This is a genomic window from Geoalkalibacter subterraneus (assembly GCF_000827125.1).
GTDB lineage: Bacteria > Desulfobacterota > Desulfuromonadia > Desulfuromonadales > Geoalkalibacteraceae > Geoalkalibacter_A > Geoalkalibacter_A subterraneus.
On record NZ_CP010311.1, the window covers coordinates 1802905 to 1824528 of the forward strand.

The 21624-nt window shown below is 56.8% G+C and carries 17 protein-coding genes; 7 read left to right on the forward strand and 10 right to left on the reverse strand.

Annotated features, from left to right (window positions below; genetic code table 11):
• Positions 1-9: 9 nt before the first annotated feature.
• From GSUB_RS08345 to pilV, 5 genes are all read right to left on the reverse strand, one after another.
• Positions 10-3642 carry a pilus assembly protein gene (locus GSUB_RS08345; protein WP_052464769.1) on the reverse strand — a complete coding sequence of 1211 codons (3633 nt, stop codon included), beginning with the start codon at positions 3640-3642 and terminating at the stop codon, positions 10-12.
• A gap of 176 nt (positions 3643-3818) precedes the next feature.
• Positions 3819-4115, reverse strand: coding sequence for a hypothetical protein (locus GSUB_RS08350; protein WP_144401994.1), 297 nt, complete (start codon positions 4113-4115; stop codon positions 3819-3821).
• A gap of 20 nt (positions 4116-4135) precedes the next feature.
• On the reverse strand, positions 4136-4663 hold the full coding sequence (locus GSUB_RS18010; RefSeq protein WP_084211884.1) for a pilus assembly PilX family protein: 528 nt from the start codon (positions 4661-4663) through the stop codon (positions 4136-4138).
• Positions 4664-4673: 10 nt separating this feature from the next.
• Positions 4674-5753, reverse strand: coding sequence for a PilW family protein (locus GSUB_RS08360; RefSeq protein ID WP_052464774.1), 1080 nt, complete (start codon positions 5751-5753; stop codon positions 4674-4676).
• Entirely contained in the window at positions 5750-6190 is a 441-nt protein-coding gene (pilV, locus tag GSUB_RS08365; protein WP_040200229.1) for a type IV pilus modification protein PilV, read from the reverse strand. The genes GSUB_RS08360 and pilV overlap by 4 nt, the downstream gene beginning before the upstream one ends.
• Positions 6191-6631: 441 nt before the next feature.
• Here pilV and GSUB_RS08370 point away from each other — a divergent pair, with 441 nt between their 5' ends.
• The 4 genes from GSUB_RS08370 (at position 6632) to GSUB_RS08385 (ending at position 10994) form a co-directional block, all read left to right on the forward strand.
• The gene (locus GSUB_RS08370; RefSeq protein WP_040200231.1) at positions 6632-8560 is read left to right on the forward strand and encodes a GIDE domain-containing protein; all 1929 of its coding nucleotides are present in this window, start codon (positions 6632-6634) and stop codon (positions 8558-8560) included.
• 351 nt (positions 8561-8911) lie between these two features.
• The gene (locus GSUB_RS08375; protein ID WP_040200233.1) at positions 8912-9478 is read left to right on the forward strand and encodes a LemA family protein; all 567 of its coding nucleotides are present in this window, start codon (positions 8912-8914) and stop codon (positions 9476-9478) included.
• Between the two features lie 108 nt (positions 9479-9586).
• Positions 9587-10135 (forward strand): type IV toxin-antitoxin system AbiEi family antitoxin, encoded by a 549-nt coding sequence (gene abiEi, locus GSUB_RS08380; RefSeq protein WP_040200235.1) that lies wholly within the window; start codon positions 9587-9589, stop codon positions 10133-10135.
• Complete coding sequence (locus tag GSUB_RS08385; protein ID WP_040200237.1) at positions 10122-10994, forward strand: nucleotidyl transferase AbiEii/AbiGii toxin family protein; 873 nt, start codon at positions 10122-10124, stop codon at positions 10992-10994. Before abiEi ends, GSUB_RS08385 begins: the two co-directional genes overlap by 14 nt.
• Positions 10995-11044: 50 nt before the next feature.
• Here the strand turns inward: GSUB_RS08385 and GSUB_RS08390 are convergent, their stop codons facing one another.
• The 4 genes from GSUB_RS08390 to GSUB_RS08405 form a co-directional block, all read right to left on the reverse strand.
• On the reverse strand, positions 11045-11725 hold the full coding sequence (locus GSUB_RS08390; protein WP_040200239.1) for a TVP38/TMEM64 family protein: 681 nt from the start codon (positions 11723-11725) through the stop codon (positions 11045-11047).
• Complete coding sequence (locus GSUB_RS08395; RefSeq protein WP_235269763.1) at positions 11722-12333, reverse strand: DUF3047 domain-containing protein; 612 nt, start codon at positions 12331-12333, stop codon at positions 11722-11724. The genes GSUB_RS08390 and GSUB_RS08395 overlap by 4 nt, the downstream gene beginning before the upstream one ends.
• Before the next feature lie 44 nt (positions 12334-12377).
• Complete coding sequence (locus tag GSUB_RS08400) at positions 12378-13424, reverse strand: (Fe-S)-binding protein (RefSeq protein WP_158414064.1); 1047 nt, start codon at positions 13422-13424, stop codon at positions 12378-12380.
• Positions 13425-13487: 63 nt separating this feature from the next.
• Positions 13488-13904, reverse strand: coding sequence for a rhodanese-like domain-containing protein (locus tag GSUB_RS08405; protein WP_040200243.1), 417 nt, complete (start codon positions 13902-13904; stop codon positions 13488-13490).
• 260 nt (positions 13905-14164) lie between these two features.
• Between GSUB_RS08405 and GSUB_RS08410 the strand changes: the two genes are divergently transcribed.
• Complete coding sequence (locus GSUB_RS08410; RefSeq protein ID WP_040200245.1) at positions 14165-15376, forward strand: MFS transporter; 1212 nt, start codon at positions 14165-14167, stop codon at positions 15374-15376.
• Here GSUB_RS08410 and GSUB_RS08415 read toward each other — a convergent pair.
• A complete protein-coding gene (locus GSUB_RS08415; RefSeq protein ID WP_084211888.1) occupies positions 15370-16695 on the reverse strand; it encodes an SAM-dependent methyltransferase in 1326 nt (441 codons plus the stop codon). The genes GSUB_RS08410 and GSUB_RS08415 overlap by 7 nt on opposite strands.
• 162 nt (positions 16696-16857) lie before the next feature.
• Here GSUB_RS08415 and GSUB_RS08420 point away from each other — a divergent pair, with 162 nt between their 5' ends.
• Both GSUB_RS08420 and GSUB_RS08425 read left to right on the forward strand, forming a co-directional pair.
• Entirely contained in the window at positions 16858-18102 is a 1245-nt protein-coding gene (locus tag GSUB_RS08420) for a metallophosphoesterase family protein (RefSeq protein WP_040200247.1), read from the forward strand.
• Positions 18099-21590, forward strand: a complete 3492-nt coding sequence (locus GSUB_RS08425; protein WP_040200249.1) for an ATP-binding protein — start codon at positions 18099-18101, stop codon at positions 21588-21590. The genes GSUB_RS08420 and GSUB_RS08425 overlap by 4 nt, the downstream gene beginning before the upstream one ends.
• The last annotated feature ends 34 nt before the right edge of the window (positions 21591-21624 follow it).

Here is a 21624-nt window from a genome sequence, read left to right on the forward strand (position 1 = left end):
CTCAAACAGTCAGCGCAGTTGCCTCCAGGAGCGTCGGCCCAGCTCATCGGCATCGCCTCCTTTTTCGCGTATAACGGCGATCCCTCCCTCCGATCCACCGAAGTATTTATATTCCAGGTCACCTGCTTCGATAACTGCCGGGGTTTTGATAATGCCGACCTGGGACTGAATGCCACTGGCAGCAACCGTCATGGTTGTGCCATCGACAATGATGGTGATTTTGTCATCGTCGTCGATTTCCGTATCGTCGTTCACGTCAAAAACCGATTCATCCAGGCGTGAGCCCATCACGGCGTCGAGTTCCATAAGCCAGCTCGTTCCGCCCGCAGAGCAGGGGTCCGCCAGAGGGATCAGAGTCGAAAAGATGACCCGTCCGCGACGCAGCACCGGCGCGCTGACGACACGCTCTCCCTGCAGGCCGGCAACCGGAGAGACGAGGTCGATGAACCAGCCGCGCTGAGGTGAGGGGTTGGCATTGTAATCGACGGAATTCTGAGAGACCGCCCGCAGCTGATCGTCGGATGAATCGTGCAGGACGCCTTCTGCCAGGATGGTCTGGGAGACAAGGGAGCTTCGATCCGTTTCCGTGATGCGGGAGTCGTTGTCCCATATCCCGTAAAAGGATTGAACAGGTGGGTTGGCCCCGACAATGTTGTCGCCGACTTCAAAGTATTTACCGGTGCCGAAGTAGACCATCACGCCTCCTTCAGGGTGTGCGCCGAGCTCCAACGGAGCGGTAATGGGCTGCATCTGCCCCGAATTGTCGCGGGCAGTGAACAGGGGGCGTCTTACTGCGCCGGGGTTGGTGACAAAGGGGATGTCCCAGTCCGAAGCCAATTCGTCGTTTAGATCGAATTTCCAGAGATTCCCATGCAGGTCTCCGGCATAGGCCGTGGTCACGGTGCGATGGGCGTCGGTCAGCAGCGCCGGAACGGACAGGCCGTTGGGATCTCCGGCTGAGCCCGCACCCGTATCGATCCGGCGGATAAGCTCCCCGGATTGCGCATCAACAATGAACAGTTGCGCGCGGTGGCTGTCGCCGCCGTAACCGTTGCCGAACAGAACCGCCCACTGGCCGTTCTGCAGGCGCGCAAGGACCGGTTTTCCGATGGCGTAGCCCATATCCGGATGGGAGAACTCCCACAGGACATTGCTCTCATCGAAAGTGTCCGGATCGGTGACATCGAGGGCGAAGACGCTGCGCCCGCCGCCCCCCATGGTGCCGATGAGGATAGTTTTCCAGGAATCATTCAGGTATGCATCGCCGACACTGGGAGAACCGTCGACGTAATACCGGTGAACATAATCCGGGTCGCTCAGGTTGGCGAGCCCCGCCGAGGAAGCTGCGGCAGGGACATAGGCAAACTGTTCAACGCCGGTGTTGGCATCGAAGGCGTGCAGCATCCCATCATTGCCGCCGATATAGAGCAGGCGCGTCCGTGCGGCATTGTCGATGCGAAAAGACTTGTAGGTGTCCCTGCCCGGGGTGCCGGCGGGTAAATCCTGATACTGGAAATCGGGTGCGCCGACAATCAGGGGGTCGGAATTGACGATGTCGCCCAGGATATGTTCCCGCGGGCGCAGGTATCCGCCCTCCTGATCGTTTTCCATGCTCTGATCGCCGCGCAGCCAGTTGAGTCGATCTTTGCCCTGATCGTCCGAGCCTCCGGCACGCAGGTCCGTGCGCTGCACGCTTGAAAGGTTGTCCCACCCCGCCACGGTGAAGGGGACCCCGTCCGTGCCGTTCCAGGTAAAGATGCTGCGATCCCCATGCGCAGGGACCTTGCCGGAGTCATGCGTATCCCATTCCACCTCTCCCACCGATCCATCGCTGTTGATGTTGTAGGCCAGGATCTGTCCGCTCCATGTTTCACTGTCGAAACGTGCCTGATAGATGAGGGTGTTATCGATCAGGCGTGTGGAGTTGGTGGCGATAGCCGCAGCAGTCCCCGTCTTCCTGTCGACGAGGGACGCCAACAGGCCGCCAAGCTTTTCGGAAAAAATTTCGGGGTCCATGGCGCTGAAGAAATCGCCCCTGCTGTTGAGAGATGCATGCCAGAGATCGTCAATTTTGGCTCCCCTCGGGGTGGCATCCGTAGTCGGGTCGGGCCAGTCAAGGTCTCCGGACTTGAGAGAGCCCAGATCCGTTTTCTGGTCGAGAGTCCCCGAAACCCCGAGGCCGACGCCGAAGGTCACCATGCTCTGCCAGTAGGCTTCGTTGAAAACTGAAGTCGGTACGCGGTTGGAAATATTCGGGCAGAGATCACGGTTCCAGTAATACATCGCGACATCGGCAAGCGTGTCGGACCAATCGTCCTGATAGGGAGGTTCGGGGGTGTATTGAAAATTTTCAGCCAGGGGGACGGGGTTGAGAATGCTCGGCCCGTTCTGGTCGTCAACGTTGGCCCGCCTCGAAGAATGGCGGGCGGCGTGCTCGTTGCCGACATTCCAGTAACCGTCCGTCATCAGAACCGTATAGCTGTTGCGACAGGCGAGATTTGACCCGCCGGTGGCCCCGGGCGTTGTGTTCCAGGGGCCGCGGGCATCCTCGCGGGTGTAATACTGGCCGACATCATCAAGTGCACGTCGCAGGGGAGTGCCGGACAAGGGAATGTCGCGTTCATACAGAAGAGAAAAAAACTCCTCCCGATCGGTACCGGAGAATGACCTGACTCCGCGCACCATGGTTCCTGGACTGGCTTCGGAGTCCAGATAGGAACTGCCCGCGTTGATCGTACCGTATCCGACGCGAATGTCTTCGCCCTGGGCGGCAAAAGCACGGCCGATGCCACCGCGCGAAGTGAGGATGCGGGAGCGGTGGTAGGTGTACCAGTTGGCGAAATTCTGAATCTCCTCTTCATAGGTGCAGGCGTCGGGGTCTGCGCAGTCCGTGCGTTTGGGACCCCCGATAAAGGGACCGTTGCCCGCTTTTATCTCGATGCGTTCATAGCTCGAGGCTTCGTTGACATCTCCGCCTTGATAATTGAAATAAGTCGCTGGATAGAAACTGCGGCTCTCCGAAGAACACAGCCCCCAGTTTGAAGTCCAGTTGTTGGCTGCCGGATTGATCCAGCAGCCATATTGCCAGTTATTGGCGGTGAGATTGCGGCTGCCCTTGTCTGTATCGGCAGGGTTGTGGTAGGCGGCGCCGGGATCGGCGTCCGGCCAGGGCGTTCCGTCCGCTGAGACCCAGGGCAGATACCTTGTCTGCGGGTTGTAATACATGGCGTTGTTGTGGTGGGAACGAAAAAACGCGGCCCAGCGATCGGTGGCTCCGAATCCGGGGATATTGTGCAGATTGAAACCCCGATAGGTGCTGCTGCGCCAGTAATCGGTGTCGCCGCCGTAGATACGGTCGGCGGGAGGAAACATGTAGAAAACGCCGCGGTGCCACCATTCGAGTCCGCCGAAGGTATCCATGGACACTTCATCGGGAAGCGTCTCAAAGTGCATGGAGCCCGAATCGTCGATGACGAAAACGATATTGGGCTCGACTTCCACGGTGAGAAACAGCGGAACCTGGGATATTTCAGCCTGAACGCCGGTTGAGCCTGCAAAAATCAGCAACGGGGCCAGTAGGGCACTCAGGACTGTAGAGATCAACCAGGAGGCAGCTTTGTTCTGTTTTCCGGCATCGGACATAATAACGTCCCTTCAGTGGCAACCTGTTTTTGTACCTATTTACGTCCTGGGGACGCAGCTCCCATGACAAGGGACACTTTTCGCCCTCCATGGCCGTTTGACTGGCGCCCTCCCTGACGCCAGACACCCTTGCCATGGAAGCTGCGACCCCAGGCCGGACAGGTATCTGTTATCTATTAATCCTGTATGACAAGAACCTTGATCCTGGGTGACTGGCCCGACGGATAACTCAGATCGTAGACGACTTTTTGCCCTCCGCGCAGGGCGGAGAGTTCCAGCGTCTGTTCTGGATCGGACTCAAGATATATTCTGACGTCCTCGGCCAGGGAGTAATTCTGGCGATCGATCACAACCTCCCGGCGTTCAGCATGAATGGCGTCGAGGGTTCCCTGCGGTACGACCATGGCGGAGAGGGGCCCGACAGGTACAATAAACAGCAAAAGCAGGGCGAAACCGAAAAAATACCGTCTCATCTTCAAAACTCTGACCTCTCTCAGCGAATAAATGTTGTTTGCAGGATGACCGTACTGCGTCCGTTGGGACCGACTCCGCGGCTGGTAATGCGAAAGATCCTTGGAGCGTCGCCTGCGGCAGGTGCAAATTTAATCGAATCGTTGCCGCTGACATCGACCTCGGCCATGAACTCGATGATGTAGCGGGGCAAAGGAAAGGGGAGAGGGTCACCGAGGTCGTCACCCTGGTAGGTGATATAATTTGCAGGAGTTTCATCCGCCCAGATGCCGGCCTGGAAGGCAAGCTGGGGGGCTGGCTGATAGAGCCCATTGCTGTTATTGAATTCAGGCAGAACGACCGTGTTTTCCAGCCAGGCTTCCGCGTCGCGCAGTCCGGCTTCGGCTGCCTGAAAGGCAAGCTCTTGCTGGACGAAATCTCCCGCCATTCGATATTGATTCGTGGTGCCCTGCAGGGCTGCTGCTCCCAACAGAGTAAGCACCAGTAAAAGCATAAGCCCGCTGATCAGCACCGCGCCTTGTTGATCAGATAATGTTCTTGCTGGATTCATCGACAGCCTCTCAGCGCAAATGGTTGCGCAATCCGATCGTTGTGGTCAGGACTCTGCGCAGACGCCGGTCTCCGGGTGCGGTAAAATCGATGTTGCCGTCTGCGCTGATGTCATACCCTGCGTTGTCGACAGGCCTGCCGGGCACCTCGGAAACAGTGCGCTGCAGCAGGGCGATATGGACACTGACCACAGTATTCCAGTCGGTCACGGCATTGGCATCGACGTAGGTGTCGGCGGCACCATCCCCGTCGAGATCTTCTCCAAAGCGTACCTGCATATTTTCCATGCCACCGACCAACTCCCGCGCGTCGGCCAAACCAACCTTGCGGAAAAGGGAGGGTTGCCCGGCCGCATTTTTCGCGATGAAATAGAGAGTCGTTGCCGGCTTATGAAGCTGGGCCCCTGGAGGATAGGCGTGCCCAAGATCTTTGGTGAAGTTTCCCGGGGTGCCCGTGCCCGTATTATGGACAAGGTTGCCGTTAACGGCCGTATAGTTGGTGGTTTGAAAGACTGAAGCATGCCGGCAATCGGTGATCATCAGGATGTCGCCATCGTCGATTCCGGTCGTCCCGTCTTCAAGTTTCATGTCTGCGGAGGTGCTCGGCATGGGCGTTTCGAGAAAAAAGAGCTGGTTGCCCATCATGCCGCGGATGGCCAGAATGTCGCTGCCGCCAGTAGGGTCAGCCAGGTTCATGCCATCAAAACCGATGGCCGTCGGGTCTGCCGGACCGAGTTCGTCTGCCCAGGTTGTCGCAGAAGTGGCCTCAAGACCGTAGACGGCCTGATTGAAATTGAAGAGAAAGTCGGTTGGATCATTCAATGTATTGGTGTAGGCGGCATTATCCTGAAGACACCCCAGATAGCCGGCCTGTCGAATGTCGCGCCGCAGAATCTTTATGGCATAACGGCTGTTTTCCTGCAGGTGCGCCAGCCCTTCGTTCAAAGCGTAGCTTCGAGTGCTGCTGATAAAGATCTGATAAAGAGCGCCGGCGAGAACAAGGCTGATCGCCATCGCAACAATCAGCTCAACGAGAGTCATCCCGCTTTTGGAGTGCAGCCTGCCCGTCATTGTTTGGAGAGGATTTTTCATAAGCGAGTCACCACGGTCAGATCCTTGGTTCCGTCCGGCTCCGTCCACTGAACAACCACCGTGCAGACATCTCCATCAATTGTGACGGAGCCGTCACCCATGGAAAGGCTCTGGGACAGCAGTTCCCTCCATTCCTGGAGATCAACCAGAACAATTCCCGAATAAGCGGGCGCCGCTGGGTTTAACCCCATCCCGATGGTGTAGGCTCCATCCAGGGCTTCAGCGCGGTTGGCGCGCATCCGATCGACGATATTCTCTACCTGGTTGACAGCCTGCGTCCGCATAGCGGCACTGTGGTTGCCCCGCAGGCTCTGGCCCTGCAGTGCGGCAAGTCCCAGCAGCCCGACCGAAATAATCACCAACGCGGCCAGGACTTCAACCAGGGTGAAGCCGCGATTGCTGGAGACAGGAAGAAGGTTGCCTGGTCTGAAACTCATGGAACGCTCCCATCGCGAAAATAACACTTTTTGTCTTTGGGTGATGAAGGTTTGTCAAGCAAGATTAGTGCCTTGTAAAAATACTGTAATTTTCTGAAAATATTGAGCCGTGGTATCTATTCACTTCGCAAGGTCGTAACTCCCATGTCAAGATTGTCTGGCCCCAGGGATGGCGCCAATCAAACGACCAGGGATGGAGCAAAGTGTCCCTTGTCATGGGAGTTACGACCCCATGCTGAACAGTTACGACACGTTAGAAACAAGTACGCAAAATTTGGCATAAAGTGGTCATTTCGCGTCATGCTTCTCCTGGGTGACGACAATTGATCTCTCAGTTTTAATGCGGGCCTGAAAATTGCTTAATTCTAAGCATCCCTAAGACAGAACATGTTTTTCTGACAGTACAGCCCAGCCTGTTGAGTTAACGAATATGAGCATCCTATGAGTGATACTGACTATCTGATCGTCGTCCGTTCTTCTTCCGAAAACGATGAAATCCAGAACCTGCTGACACTTCTGGGGGATAAACATCAGATTGATTCTTTCACTGCCCGACAACGACTGGTGGGGCGCGGTGCGGCGCTGTTGGCCCGGAGCGAACCTGGAAAACTCGCAGGACTGGCCGAACTGGTGGGACAACATGGCATCCAGGCACATATAATTCGTCCGAAGACGCCTCCTCATGCGCCATTTCGCGTGCGGCAGGTCACCATTTGTGACGATTACCTGGAATTTTCCGAGCCCGCCGAGCCGCTGCGCATTGAACGCGGCAGCCGGGTTCTTGCGATCCTTGCCGATCTTTCCGGCCGCATTATCAGCAAAAATCTCAGTCAGCTGATGGTGCAGAACACCTATCGCGGTATGGCGGGCATCTCCCCCATGACCGATCTCGAATTGAAGAAAGAAGTCCTGCGCAGTCATTCCGTCCTCGATCTCTATGTGCTCGATGAAAAGCAGGGGGTTGTGACCGCCCTGCGTCTGGTCACGGGGGGATTCAATCCGCAAGGTTTGGGTGAGCGCGCCTGTTTGAGCAGCACCGGGAACATGGAGCAGCTTCTGAAGCTGGTCGGTGAGTATGCCGGGGAGTTCATCCTCGATTGCGATTTCGGCCTTGCGCTTCTGCCCGGCTGTCAGTTGCGCCGCCCCGATGATGGAGATGACGCCCGAGCGGCCAATTTGAAAGCCCTGACGCGCTATGGCTGGTTGATGAGTGATCTGGTGCTGCAGAAAGAAGCGCACCAAGACTCACAGCCGGGAGTTGAGGTTTCTGCCTTCCCATTGCATGCGGTGATCAGGGAAGAGATCGAAAAAGACGATGAGGCCTCTTCTCCCTCCGAAGGGGATTCGGAAAAGGTCACTTTGCCGCCTCCCCCCGAACAGGCTCTTGCCTCGCGCCGCTGGAGCTGGACGCGGGTGCTGCCGGTGGCTGTGGCCGTTGTTGCCGGGGCAGGTGTTTTTTCGCAGGGGGCGCATGAACTGATCGGGAAAGTTTTTTACGAGGGGCTGCGGACCGGAGCACTGCCTGCATTACTCAGCGCCGCCCTGTTTGTCGGCGGCTTTTATTGCCTGCGCCTCAAGCGCCTGATCGAGAACACCCCCACCAGCCGCATCCGCTCCATGGCGATGGGGATGGTGGAACTTCACGGCCGTGCCCGCCGCAAGTACGCGCTTGTTTCTCCGGCCACTCAGACCGCCTGTGTGTGGTATCGTCTCAGGCGTTATCGCCGCAACCGAAAGTCCGGCTGGCAGCTGTTTCGTCAGAGCGACAGCGGTGCGGTGCCCTTCCTGCTTGAGGACGGTACCGGGGCCGTGACCATTAATCCGGAGGGGGCGCGGGTAAGCGCACGGGTCCGTCATGAAGGATTTCCCGGTCAGGAGGGGTTGATGGTGCGATCCTGGAGCGGCACGGACCCCGATGAAAAATGGGTGGAAGAGGTGATTCACGAGGGAGCGTTTCTTTATATTCTCGGAACCGCCCGGCCGCTTAAAAAGGTTGGGCCGAGTCTGGGGGAACGCCTGCGCGAGGCTTTACGGGAACTCAAGAACGATCCGCAGATGCTGAAAAAATATGACCGCAACGGCGATGGTCGCATCGATACGGATGAGTGGGACGCGGCGCGTGCCGATGTGGAAGAGAAGATTCTGCACGCTCAACTACGCCAACGTCAGACTCCGCAGTCCGGCTCTGCCACTGTGGAGATAGGCCGAAGCTACAGCCATACACGGCCTTTTATCATCTCGCAGACGGAATCGGAGGTGCATCTGACACGGTCGTATACATGGAGCATGGCCGGGCTGTTTTTGGGAGCGCTGTTTGCCGCTGTCTGGGCGCTGAAAAATTTTCTGGAGACTGTCGGATTCGTTGGCTGAGGGCTGGGGGCAATGGTCAACATTGATGTACAAGGATTGTAACTGTTCAGCAGGGACCGCAGGGCACGACGGCATCGTTTTCGGTGACAAACTCGCCTGCGGCTCAAACAGCTACCTCAGAACTCAACCGTCGTGCCCTGCGGTCCCTCGGACAATATCTCTATGTTAAACTTGAATCCTTGAGGCGTGAGGCTAAAGAGTGAAGAGAAAAAGCGTAAAAGCTGATTTCGTCCTTGATTCTACGCCTTACTCCTCACCCCTCACTCCTCACTCGGTGAAATCCGGGAAGCCGCTTCAAATCGGCAGTTCCTTGGCGATCTCACGGATCTAGATTAAAGAAAGGGTTTTACCATGACTGGATGGATTGTCCTGGGCGTGTTTGCCTTGATCCTGGCCGCGCTGGTGCTTTATGTCATCGTGATCTACAACGGTTTCATCAGCATGAGAAACAACATCGACAAGGCGTGGAGTAATATCGATGTGCTGCTCAAGCAGCGCTTTGATGAGTTGCCCAAGCTGATCAAGGTGTGCGAAGGCTACATGCAGCATGAACAGCGCACCCTGGAGGCGGTGGTCAAGGCGCGTTCCATGGTCGACCAGGCCGGCAGCACCGAGGAGAAGTTGCAGGCTCAGAATGCGCTGACCGACACCCTGAGGTCGCTGTTCATGGTCGTCGAGCGCTACCCCGAGCTCAAGGCGGATAAAGCCTTTCGCAATCTGCAAGCGCGCATTACGGAGATCGAAGACCAGATCGCCGACCGTCGCGAGTTTTTCAACGATGCGGTCAATATCTACAACATCCGCCTCGATCAGTTCCCCGATGTGCTGGTGGCGCGGCTGTTCAACTTCACGCGGCGCACCCTGTGGAAGATCGACCCCGCGCACCGGGCGGATGTGCAGGTGGCGTTTCAGGGATGAAGAAACGAACAGGGCATTTGAGGCTGTCGTTTGCAGGTTGTTGAAGGTTGCAGGCAGGAGTGGTATACATAAGGTTATGAAAATAGTCACCTTATGTGAACTTTGCCTATGCAGCCGATGAAAAAGATCAGCACAATTCTGGATCGCTATGCCAATGCAGACAATTATCTGTTTGCCTTGAACGATCTGCGGGGCATTCTTCCGAATACCGATTCGGGGGCTTTCAAAACACTGCTGAGCCGTGCTCAACGGGCCGGGGTGTTGAAACGGATCTGCAAAGGAATCTATCTTTATCCGCGGGTCAATTACCCTGCAGGACGCGTTCTGTTTCATACCGCAGCGAAACTGCGCGCCGATTCGTTTAATTACCTGAGCCTTGAAACAGTCCTGAGTGATGCCGGGGTTATCTCCCAGGTACCCCTGAACTGGATTACCCTGATGTCTTCCGGGCGCAGCCATATTGTGAATTGCGGCGATTTCGGACATATTGAATTCATCCACACCAAACGAAAACCAGCCGATGTTGCCGATCAGTTAAGTTACGATCCGGATTGTCGCCTCTGGCGGGCCAGTGTGAAGCTGGCTTTACTGGATATGAAGCTGACTCGACGCAGCATGGATCTGATCGATTGGAGCCTCGCCGATGAGCTTGTTTGATCAACTGGTCGATGAAACGATCCACAGCTTGCCGCAGTTCGGCTCTTTACGGGCTGTTGTGGAAAAAGAGTTGTTGCAGCATGACATTCTGCGTGAGATGAGCCGTGCAGGATTCCTCCAGAAATTGACATTTATTGGCGGGACTTGTCTGCGAACCTGCTACGGTTCACCGCGTTTGAGTGAGGATCTGGATTTCACAGGCGGAGGCGACTTTGCCAGAGCCGCTCTGGAAGACCTTGGCCCCCTTTTGGTGGAGCGGCTTAAAATCAAATATGGATTGCCCGTGGATGTCAGTGCGCCGGTTCGCGATGAGGGCAACGTCGATACATGGAAAATACGGGTTGTGACGCGCCCCGGTCGCAAACACCTGCCTGCCCAGCGCATCAATATCGATATCTGCGCGCTTCCCAGCCATGATCGGCGTCCGATGATGCTGCGCAATCATTATGCGGTGGATATGGGAACGTCGGGTCTGATCCTGCAGGCACAGAGCCGAGAAGAGATCTTCGCTGACAAAATGGTCGCTTTTGCGATGCGACCGAATCGGCTGAAAAACCGCGATTTGTGGGATATTGTATGGTTGCACCAGGAGGGTATTGCTCTGCCGGTTGAATTGGTTTTGCGCAAAGTTGCAGATCGGCGCCTGGATCTTTCCGATTTTTTGAGCCGTTTGGAAGAACGTCAGACTTTTCTGCAGACACAGCCGGCTTCTCGTAAAGATTTTTTATCGGAAATGCGCCGTTTCCTGCCTCCGGCCGTTGTTGCGGAAACCCTTGAGCAGAATGCGTTCTGGGCATTTCTGGTTGATCTTGTCACGAATCAATGCAGCCGAGTGAAGCGAGCAGCGCTGGAAGCATGAAAATGAGAAGCTGATTTCAAAGGGGTTCTTTCTGTGGGGGCAACACGGGATCAATCCTGAGAGTGGGGCTTGAGTCTGCTGTAAAGGGAAGGGATCAGGCAAAGCAGGCCAATCAGGGACAGGGATAAAATGACCCGTGTAGAAACAATATCGCTCAATTCCGAGATCGCCGCGAGGCTGGCGCCGGCATTGACGTAAACCAGCCCGCCGGGAATCATGCCGAAGAAGCTGCCCGTGACGAAGGTGCGCAGGGGCATGCGGGTCAGGCCTGCGGCCAGATTGATAAGAAAGAAGGGGAAAACAGGGACCAGCCGCACAAAGAGGAGATAGCTCAGGCCCCGTTTCTTTAATTCTTGATTGATTTTATCAAGGGAAGAGCCGAAACGCTTGGAGGCTTTTTCGGAAAACAGGTGGCGCACAGCGAGAAAACAGAGCGACGCCCCGATAGTTGCGGAAGAAACAGCGTAGAGAACGCCGGGGAAGAGCCCGAAAACCGCGCCCGCTGTCAGCGCGAAGATTGTTGCGCCGGGAAGAGACAGGGCGCTCTGCAGGATATAGAGCAGCATGAACGCCGCAACCATCAAGGTTTTGTTGTCAGCGTAGAAATCCATCAGATTCCGCTGGTTGGCCTTGAGGGCCTCCAGGGTCAGATATTGCTCAAGGTTCAGCCAAAAGAAGAGGGCAGCCAGCAGAAGAACGCTGCACAGGATCAGGATTCTGGAGCGGGTCATGGCGTGGCCGATAAAGTGATGTCGCCGTACCAGGCGGTTGCTTCGGCACCGGTGTTGTCCGTATCGGTCATGATGGCGATGGCACCGGCCTGCGGCGGGTCCTCGCCGAAAAGACGCCGAAAATCGGCGACGATATCGCGCTGTTCACTGAGCCATTGGCCGGCCTGTTCATTGCCGGAGCGCACCGCCAGCATGCGGGCGTTGGAAGTAAATGCGTTGGGGACGAACTCCCCCTGCGACAGACGGTTGGCCCAAATGTAGTTCAGCGCCCGGGTCTGCCAGAAGAAACGTCCGGGGAACACCACATAGATGCGCGCCGCGTAATCGTCCCCCTGTTTGCTCCGGGCATCGCCGCCGGCCACGGTGTGGCGGATCTTCCAGGACCAGTTCAGGTAACGGTATTTTTTCGGATCAAAGGACAGCTCGCGGATCAGGCCGGAAGCCGCTCCTTGAGCCTGTGCCTCGAGAACTGTGCGGCCATCCATCTCCACCAGGCGATAGTTTGTCTGCCCTTCGAATTTTTTGACTTTCCATTCAGAGAGATCTTCCTGCGCGAAACGTGCGACCGCAATTTCGTCGGCAGACTGAGCGGCTGCGGATGTCGCCATTAGCATCGCCGTCAGAACTGGCAGAATGAATCTGGAGACGACCATCACTTCAGCCTCGCAAATTTCAATTTAAGCCGATTCAGCCATCGACCGGCGGAAGACTTCGATTGGGCGGGAGCTTTGATTCCCGAAGATTGAAGTTCAGCAACGTGCATGGTCGGCAGATGGCGTTCGAGGCTGTCGACACAAGCCGCGCAGGACGTGACTACGGGGTGTCCCCCGGCCAGCTCCATGATCATTTTCCCCTCCTGCGCCAGGGTGCTCGGCACGCATCCCTCCACCATGCCGCCTTGTCCGCAGCAGCGCGTTCTTCGTCCCGTCTCCGCCATTTCCTCGACCCTGAAACCGGCTTGGGATACCAGGGTTCGCACCGCCTGCTGCTGCGCTTCATCGAAGCGGGCAGGGCAGGCGTCGTGAACGGTGACAACCGGCGCATCATCCGCAACGGCAGATGTCTGCCCGTTTGTCGCCAGCACTTCGTAAAGACTCAGGACATCATATTGGGCCCCGGATTTTCGCAGGATCTTGCTGCACCCCGGACAGCTCGTCAGGATGCACTTGATGCCGCGATTTGCCAGGCGCTGTTCAAGTTTTGAGATTGTCGTAGAGAAATTTTTTTCCAATCCCAGGTCATGGGAGATCTTTCCGCAGCAATCCAGCATCAGCCCCGCGGAGGGTTCGAGGTGCCGCAGTCGTTTATAGAGGTCAAGGACAATCTGCGGACTGCGGCCGGGAAGGGCACAGCCTGGAAAGAAAACCGTGGTGCACCCTTCCGGGATATGGCCGCGGCGAAACAGGGCGCTGCCGCCCGACTTCTCGTAATTCAGCCAGGGTTTGTAGGCCCTGCGGTCAAAAAGTCCGTAAGCAACAGCCTGCCGGCGCATATTTAGAAACATGGCGGCAGGGGAGAGCTTCTCCGGACAGAGCGCATCACAGAGCCCGCACAAGGAACATTGAAAGGCCTTGCGCAGGTTATGATGCTCCCCGGAGCCACGTTCGGCAATAGCGCCCGGTGTTCCCTCCCGCTGAAGAAAGGCACAGGGCGCAACGCATTCGCCGCAGGACGTACAAAGGGCGGCCATCTCTTCCATTGACCGCTCCCATTCCTGCATAGACCTTTTCCGTTTTTCAGGATTCCCGTTGGGCATGAAGGATCAACGCTTCTGCGTCATCAGGTCATCATGGGGCCATCCGGAGATTCCACCTTCGAGAATGACCAGCCTCTCTTCCGCGACACCCTGGGATTTCAGATAATCGTAAGCTTTCTGAGCTCCTCCGCCCCCACGAGGGCAGACCACAACAACCGGAGCCGTGGAATCTTCAATCAGAGGAAGGGTCTTGTCGAGTTTGGTTTTGTCTTTTGCGCTTTTTACGGGGTAAGCGTTGGTTTCGATGGAGCCGATCAGGTGATGCTCGGCGAAATCCTTCTCCGGCTGAATATCCACAAGAATCACAGCCTCCTGTTGTTCGATAAGGCCCTTGACCCGATCGGCAGAGATGGTGTTGTAGGCGAATGCCGTGCCAGCCATAAAAAAAGTAAGAACCAGGGCCAGGAATAAAGGTTTGCGCATGTTTGAATTCTCCTTGAGGTATTATTTCCCATGAAAAACGGTGAAATAGTGGCATGGGATTTCAAGCTCGTCAAGAAAAAATATCAGGATTTTTCTATATCAGGTATTGGAGAATTCGATGATGGGTCGAGTTCCTGAGCGACTTCAGCCGCGATTGGTTTATCGTCTCCCAGAGGGGACTCCTATGTGCCGAAAGCTCGGGATTTTTATCGATCTGAATTCCATTGCACCAGATAGTGAGTGGTGTAATATGCCTTTTCATGACATACATTGAATTTATCCGCCAAAACCCCCGTCTGGCGTTTTTCGGACCGCTGTTTTCCTTCTTTTCCAATTTCGGCCAGACGTTTTTCCTGTCGCTTTTTCTGCCGTTTCTGATCGCAGCGTTCAATCTGACGAATACCTCTTTCGGGGGGATCTATTCAGCGGCGACTTTGAGCGGGGCGCTGACCCTGATGTGGGTCGGTCAGTATATCGATCGCTACGACCTTAAGCATTTCAGTGCTCTGGTGGCTCTGGGTCTGGCCGGTGCGGCACTGCTGATGTCGGCGACCGTCTCGGTGTGGATGTTGTTTCTGGCTCTGTTCGGCCTGCGTCTGTTCGGTCAGGGGCTGGCCAATCACACTGCACAGACCACCATGGCGCGCTACTTTGTTACGGTACGCGGCAAGGCGTTGAGCGTGTCGGCGCTGGGGCTGCCTCTGGGGGAGGCGATTCTGCCGTCGCTGGGCGCCTTTTTCATCGCCTGGCTGGGGTGGCGCGGGTCATGGCTCGCAATCGGCGTCCTCATTTTGATAGTGCTGGTGCCCTTACAGCGAATCCTGCTCGGCTCCCTCGAAACGCATCCGGAACTCTGGGCAAAAAAACAAAGCGAATCGGCGGTTGATGCCGGTAAAAAATGGAATCGCCGTGGCGTCCTGCGGGACCCCCGCTTCTATTTCATCCTTCCCGCGACACTGCTTTCCCCATTCCTGCTCACCGGCCTGTTTCTCTATCAGATGGTGCTGGCCGACCATAAAGGCTGGTCCATGGAGATCATGGCCAGCGCATTTGTCCTTTTTGCCACGTCCCGGGTGGTTTGTTCTTTAACGGTCGGCCCCCTTGTCGATCGATTCAGCGCGCGGCGAGTGTTTCCTTTTCTGCTGCTGCCGCTGCTGGCGGGGCTCTTAATCCTGTGGTGGATGGACACCTGGTGGACGCCCTTTGTGTACCTGCTTTTTGCCGGTATGACCGAGGGGATGGGAGTCAGCGTCAAGAATGCACTCTGGGCCGAGTTGTACGGCGTGCGAACCCTGGGCGCCATCCGCAGCATGCTGTCCACTTTTCTGCTGATCGGTACTGCGGTCAGCCCCTTGCTGTTCGGCTGGTTGCTGGACAGGGGGATCGGTTTTGATCAGATCCTTGTTGCGGCCTGCGTGGTGATCGCCTGCTCGATTCTGCTGGCGCTGCGGCTCTTCGCCCCGGATCAGTGATGGCCGTTGGGGCAGGGGCGGTACCAGTCACAGCGGGTCAGGGGCACGGGACCCTCTTTGCTCTCAGATCGGGCCAGAAGCGTCTGGTGCAGGCTGATACGGCCGGTTTTAAAGCCATGAGCCGATCCGCTCATGTAAATGCGCCAGATTCGATAGGTGACCGGGGACGTCAAGCTGATGGCTGCGTCGCGGTTGGCTTCCAGGCGTTCGACCCAGTTCCGCAGAGTCAGGGCATAGTGTTCTCGCAGGCACTCTACGTCCCGGATTTCAAAGCGGCTCTGTTCCGCGATGCGCAGTGACGTGCTCACAGGGAGTAGATCGCCATCCGGGAAAACATACTTGTCGATGAATGTGGGGCCTTTGGTAGGCGGATTCATCATCGATAGCGTAATGCCGTGATTGAGGAAGACACCGCCGGGTTTAAGTAGATTATAAGCCTTTTCAAAGTACGTGGGCAGGTTCTGCTCGCCGACGTGTTCGAACATGCCGATGCTTACCAGCTTGTCGAAAGGTTCGCTCTCATCCAGATCGCGATAATCACAGACTTCGACCCTGCAGCGATCCTCCAGCCCCGCTTCGCGGATGCGTGCATTGGCCAACTGCGCCTGAGGCTCGCTCAGGGTGATGCCTAGAGCGTTCACCCCGTAATTCTGAGCGGCGTGGATTATCATTCCGCCCCATCCGCATCCGATATCGAGAAGCCTTTCACCGGGTTTGAGTCTCAATTTTCTGCAGATGTAGTCGAGTTTGCGAAGCTGTGCTTCGTCGAGGCTGTCCTGCGGGCTGTGGAAGAAAGCACAGGAATAGACCATGCGCTGGTCAAGCCAGAGACGATAAAAGTCGTTGGAGACATCATAATGGTAACGAACCGCTTCAGCGTCCCGTTGCCTTGAGTGCGGTCGCCCGCGGAGTCGGGCGGCCTGGTTCTCAGCGGGGCCTCTTCTGCGGACGGCTCGCAGGCGGAAGATCTGTCCGGCCAGACGCAGTTTTTCGCTCATGCTTCTTGATTGACCGATCAGGTGGTCGCCAAAATAGAAACAGGCCTCCAGGTCGCCCTGGATGTCGAAATCATCGTAGATATAAGCTTCACCGAGGGTCAATTCCGTCGGGCGTCGGAAAAGGGCGTCCAGGGCGCCGGGATGTTTGAGCTCCAGGGTGAATTTCGGGTCCTGGTTGCCGTAATTCCAGGTCGAGCCTTCCCAGAGCCTTATGGCAAACGGGGGCAAAGATGCATTGTTGAAGACCTCATCGAAAAACGAAAAAATGGCCGGTATCTGCCCATTGCTTTCGGGGCTGTTGCGAGCGGCTGCTTTCAACATAGGTAGGCACTCCTGATTTTGAGATAAGTGGTTCTCATGCCGTCAAACCCATTGTATCTACGAATAAATGATTTTCACAAAAATGCAAATGGTGAGTCGGGCATCCAGTTGTGCTAAAATCGATTTTCTTTTAACAAATACCCCCAGGATTTGGTTTTGCCGATGTTTAAATTCCTCCATGCCGCTGACCTTCATCTCGACAGCCCCTTGCGCGGGCTTGAAACCTATCCAGATGCGCCGGTAGAACAGATCCGGGGCGCCACGCGCCGCGCGCTGGCAAACCTGGTTGACCTCGCCATAGAGGAACGCGTGGCGTTTGTTCTTCTGGCGGGCGATATCTACGACGGCGACTGGAAGGATTACAACACCGGACTGTTTTTCTCGCGCTGCATGGGGCGCTTGCGCGATGCCGGCATCGGCGTCTTTCTCATCTCAGGCAACCACGATGCAGCCAGCGTTGTGGCCCGCAACCTTTCTCCCCCCGACAACGTGCGTGTTTTTTCGACACGTCATGCTGAAACCCATCTGCTGCCGGACCTCGGTGTGGCAGTCCACGGGCAGGGTTATGCCGTGCGCGAGGTACGTGAGGACCTGACCTGCGATTATCCTGAGCCTGAACCCGGGATGTTCAACATCGGTCTTCTGCATACGGCATTAAGCGGACGCCCCGGCCACGAACCCTACGCTCCGACCACGCTCGATCGCCTTCGCGGAAAAGGCTACGATTACTGGGCTCTGGGCCATGTTCACCAGCATGAAGTGGTGTGCGACGATCCCTGGGTTGTGTTTCCCGGCGCGTTACAGGGACGGCACATCCGCGAGACCGGGACCAAGGGCTGTACGCTGGTTCACGTGGAAGAAGGGAGAGTCGCTTCGGTTGAGCAGCGTGAACTCGATGTGTTCCGCTGGTTCGAAAATGAGGTATGCCTGCAGGGGTGTGAAACTTACGAGGATCTGCTTTACAGGGTACGCGAATCTTTTGAAAAGGCCCGAGAGCAGGCCGATGGACGACCTCTGGCTGTTCGCCTGACGCTTTCGGGATCAAGCGCGATGCATGAGTACCTGCATCGTGAAAAATCTCACTGGATCGAGGAATGCCGCAACCTGGCGGTAGGGCTCGGCGATGTGTGGCTCGAAAACGTCATCCTGCGGACGCGCCCTGAACGCGATCCTGCCGCTGAACTTGAATCCGGATCCTCTCTTGATGAGTTGGTGCAGGCGGTCGGCGCTTCAGAACTGACCCCGGAATTTTTTGAAGAGATTCCCGAAATTGCCGAATTGCGCGCCAAACTGCCCCCGGAACTGGCTGAGACCTTTGTTTTTGATCAGGATTCCTTCGATCTTTTTCGCGATGAGATCCGCGATCTGCTGCGGGCGCGTTTGATAGGGGAGGGGAGCCCATCATGAGAATCAGGCGTCTCGAACTTAAAGCCTTCGGCCCGTTTACAGACCGAGTGCTTGCCTTTGATGGTGAGGCGTCAGGGCTGCATATTATCTACGGCCCCAACGAGGCCGGCAAAAGCAGCACCCTCAGGGCATTGTCCGCTCTCTTCTATGGTTTCCCGGAGAGAACAAGCGATAATTTCATCCACCCCAATGATCGGCTGCTGGTCGCAGGCGTCCTGGAGGATGGCCGAGGAAACCCGCACTTTTTTGCGCGGCGCAAAAAGCGCAAGGCGGACTTGCTGGACGCCGACCAAAATCCTGTCGATCCTGCTCAACTCGATGCGTTGCTGCATGGGATCGATCATGCCATGTTCAGCCATCTTTTCGGCATGGATCATGACACCCTGGTGGCCGGCGGCGCCGCGCTCCTCCAGGACAAGGGCCATGCCGGCAGCACCCTGTTCTCCGCCGGCACAGGAATCGTCGCACCCCGGCGAATTCTCAACGAACTGCAGCAAGAAAGTGACGCCCTGTTCAAGACCAGAGCCTCAAAGCCCGTGCTCAACGCGGCGCTGCGCGATTTCACAAGCCTGAAAAGCGAAATCAATCGATTGTCGCTCAGCAGCCGCGAATTCAAGGAGCATGACAAGGCTTTGCGTGAGGCGCTGCAGTCCCTGGAAAAAGCCCAGCAGGAGCGCGCCGAGATCAGCCGCTCTCAGCGGCACCTCGAACGCATCCGGCAGGCGTTTACACCTTTGGGCCTGAGGCGCGAACTTCAGGTAAAGCTCAAGGAACTCGGCGAGGTGCGACCATTGCCCGACGATTTTCACCAACGCCGCGAGCAGGCCCTCAATCAGCTGCGTTCAGCGCGGCAAAGCCTGAGTGCCGCACAGGAGCGATATAAAGACTTCTCAGCCAGGATTGATGAACTGAATCCTCCCCGCGGGTTGATTGATCAGGCCGAAACCGTGGGGCATCTTCATCAACGTGTCGGGGCCTACCGCAAAGCCATGGTGGACCGCCCTGTGCTTGAAGGCAAAAGAGTGCAGGCAAAAACAGAAGCTGGCCGAATTCTGCGCAGCGTGCTGCCAGGATTGTCGCTGGAGCAGGCGGATGAACTGCGCAACCTTCTGCGGCGTCGGTCCGCTGTCAAGAGGCTTGGTCAAGAGCACCTGCTCGCAACGGAAAAGCTGGAGCATGCCCGACAGGCCCGGACAAAACTCGAAAATGAACAATCCGCTCTTGAGTCCTCGCTGCGCGCGCTCAACACTGCACCGGATGTCCAGCAGCTCAAATCCCTATTGGCCCGTGCCCAGGCCCTGGGGGAGATTGATCGGGATCTTGGTCTGCGACGTCAGGATCTTGAGAAACGGCAGAATAATTTCGACATCGAAATCCGTCGCCTCGGTTTGTGGCAGGGGACTCCCGACCAACTCGTCTCATTAGCTCTGCCTTTTGCTGAAACGGTGGATCGTTTCGTTTCTCTTGCCCGCGAACTTGCCCAGGAGAGCCGCAATCTCAGGAGCCGCAGGCAGGAGGTTGAACAAAAGCTGCGGGAAACCTCCCATGAACTTGAAGCTCTGGAAAATACGGGCGATCTCCTGACCGAAAACGATTTAAAGCGCTTGCGCCAGTACCGGGATCGCGGCTGGCATCTGTTGCGGCGGCAATGGCTTGACGGGGAAGAGGTAACAGCGTCGAGCCGTGAATACCACGAGCATCTGCCTCTTCATGACGCCTATGAAGAAGCTGTGGACCAGGCTGATGCGGTTGCAGATCGCCTGCGGCGAGAAGCGGATCGCGTCCAGGCTTTTGCGCACCTGACAGCCCGGCGCAATGAAATGAACGCTTTGCGGGAACAACTCGATGCCGACCACACGGAACTCGAGGCACGAAAACGGGAATTCGAGCAGGAGTGGCGCGAACTCTGGCATGAATGCGGTGTTGCACCAACCCCCCCTGAAGAAATGGCTGGTTGGCTGTCGCGTATCGAGACGTTGCGGGTTTCCGCGGTGCGCATCGTCGAGGACAGGCAGCGCATGGAAGAGCTCACCCGTCAGCGCAGCGAGGCGGCTAAACCTGTGCGCCTCGAGATCGTGCGCCTGCAGAAGAGCGCTCCTGAGGGTGAAGAACTCAATCCCCTCATAGATACGGCCTTGGCTCTGGTGCGGACTTCCGAAGAATCTGCGCAGCAGCGCCGCTCCCTGCAGCAGCGTCTCGATACGATCGAGCAGGAACTGCAGCAGGCTGACCAGGAGGTTGCCCGTGGGGAGCGGATCCTCAATGACTGGAAGCGATCCTGGCAGACAATTCTCAAAGAGTTCGGCCTTGAAACCAGCATCATGCCCGCCGAGATGGAAGAGATCCTTGAAGGCGTTGAGAGTTGCCTGAATCAGCTTGATAAAGCCACCGAACATGCCGGACGCATCGCTGGAATCGACCGTGACACCGAACAACTCAAACAGGATGTTCAGGCGCTGCTGCAGCTCGTCGCTCCACAGTTACAATCACTGCCTGTCGATCAGGCCGTCGAGCAGCTCAATGCGTTGCTGAGTCGTGCCCGCGAACAGCAGACCCGGTTGCAGGCCTATCGGGATGCGATCGAAGAAGCCGAAGCCGAGATCCGTACGGCATCGGCTGCTGCCGAGACGGCGCAGGCGGAACTCGATGAGTTGTGCGCTCTGGCGGGGTGCGGAAGCGAGGAGGGGCTCGAGGCCGCTGAAAAGCTCTGGCTTCAGAAACAGGACCTGGAGCAGCGTATCGCCGAAGAGGAAAAACGCTTGACGGAGTTGGCCGAAGGGATGTCCCTGGCCGAATTTGAGCAGCAGGTGTGCGCCGTCGACCCGGACAGCCTGCCGGAGCGTCTGCGACGCATGACTGAAAAACTGGATGCGTTGGACCATTCTATACAGGACTTTGCTGAGCAGGTCGGTCGGGGGCGCACGGAACTTGCGCGCATGGACGGTCGAGCGGAAGCGGCACTTAAAGCACAGCAGGCCGAAGAGAAGCTGAGCGAAATCAGACGCCTGAGTGATCGTTACGTTCGCCTGCGGGTCGCTGCGAGGGTGCTCGAAGAAGAGATCGAACACTACCGTGCCCGTAACCAGGATCCCGTTCTGAAGCTGGCAGGCAGCTATTTTGCCGAACTGACCCTGAATTCATTCGACGGTCTGCGTGCCGATGTCGATGACCGGGGCGAGCCGATTATTGTCGGATTGCGCAACGAAGGGGAGCAGGTCACAAGCGACAACATGAGCTCTGGAACGCGCGACCAGATGTTTCTGGCTCTGCGGTTGGCATCCCTCGAACACCGCCTGGAGCGCAATGAACCCATGCCGTTTATCGTGGACGACATCCTCATCAATTTCGACGAGGAGCGGGCCTGCGCTACCCTGGCAGCCCTTTCACGGCTGGCCGCCCGCAACCAGGTGATTCTTTTCACTCACCACCGCCAGGTTGCGGAAGAAGCTGAAAAAATTAACGCTCAAGTCATTTCCCTGGCCGTTTGACTGGCGCCCTCCCTGGCGCCAGACACCCTTGTCA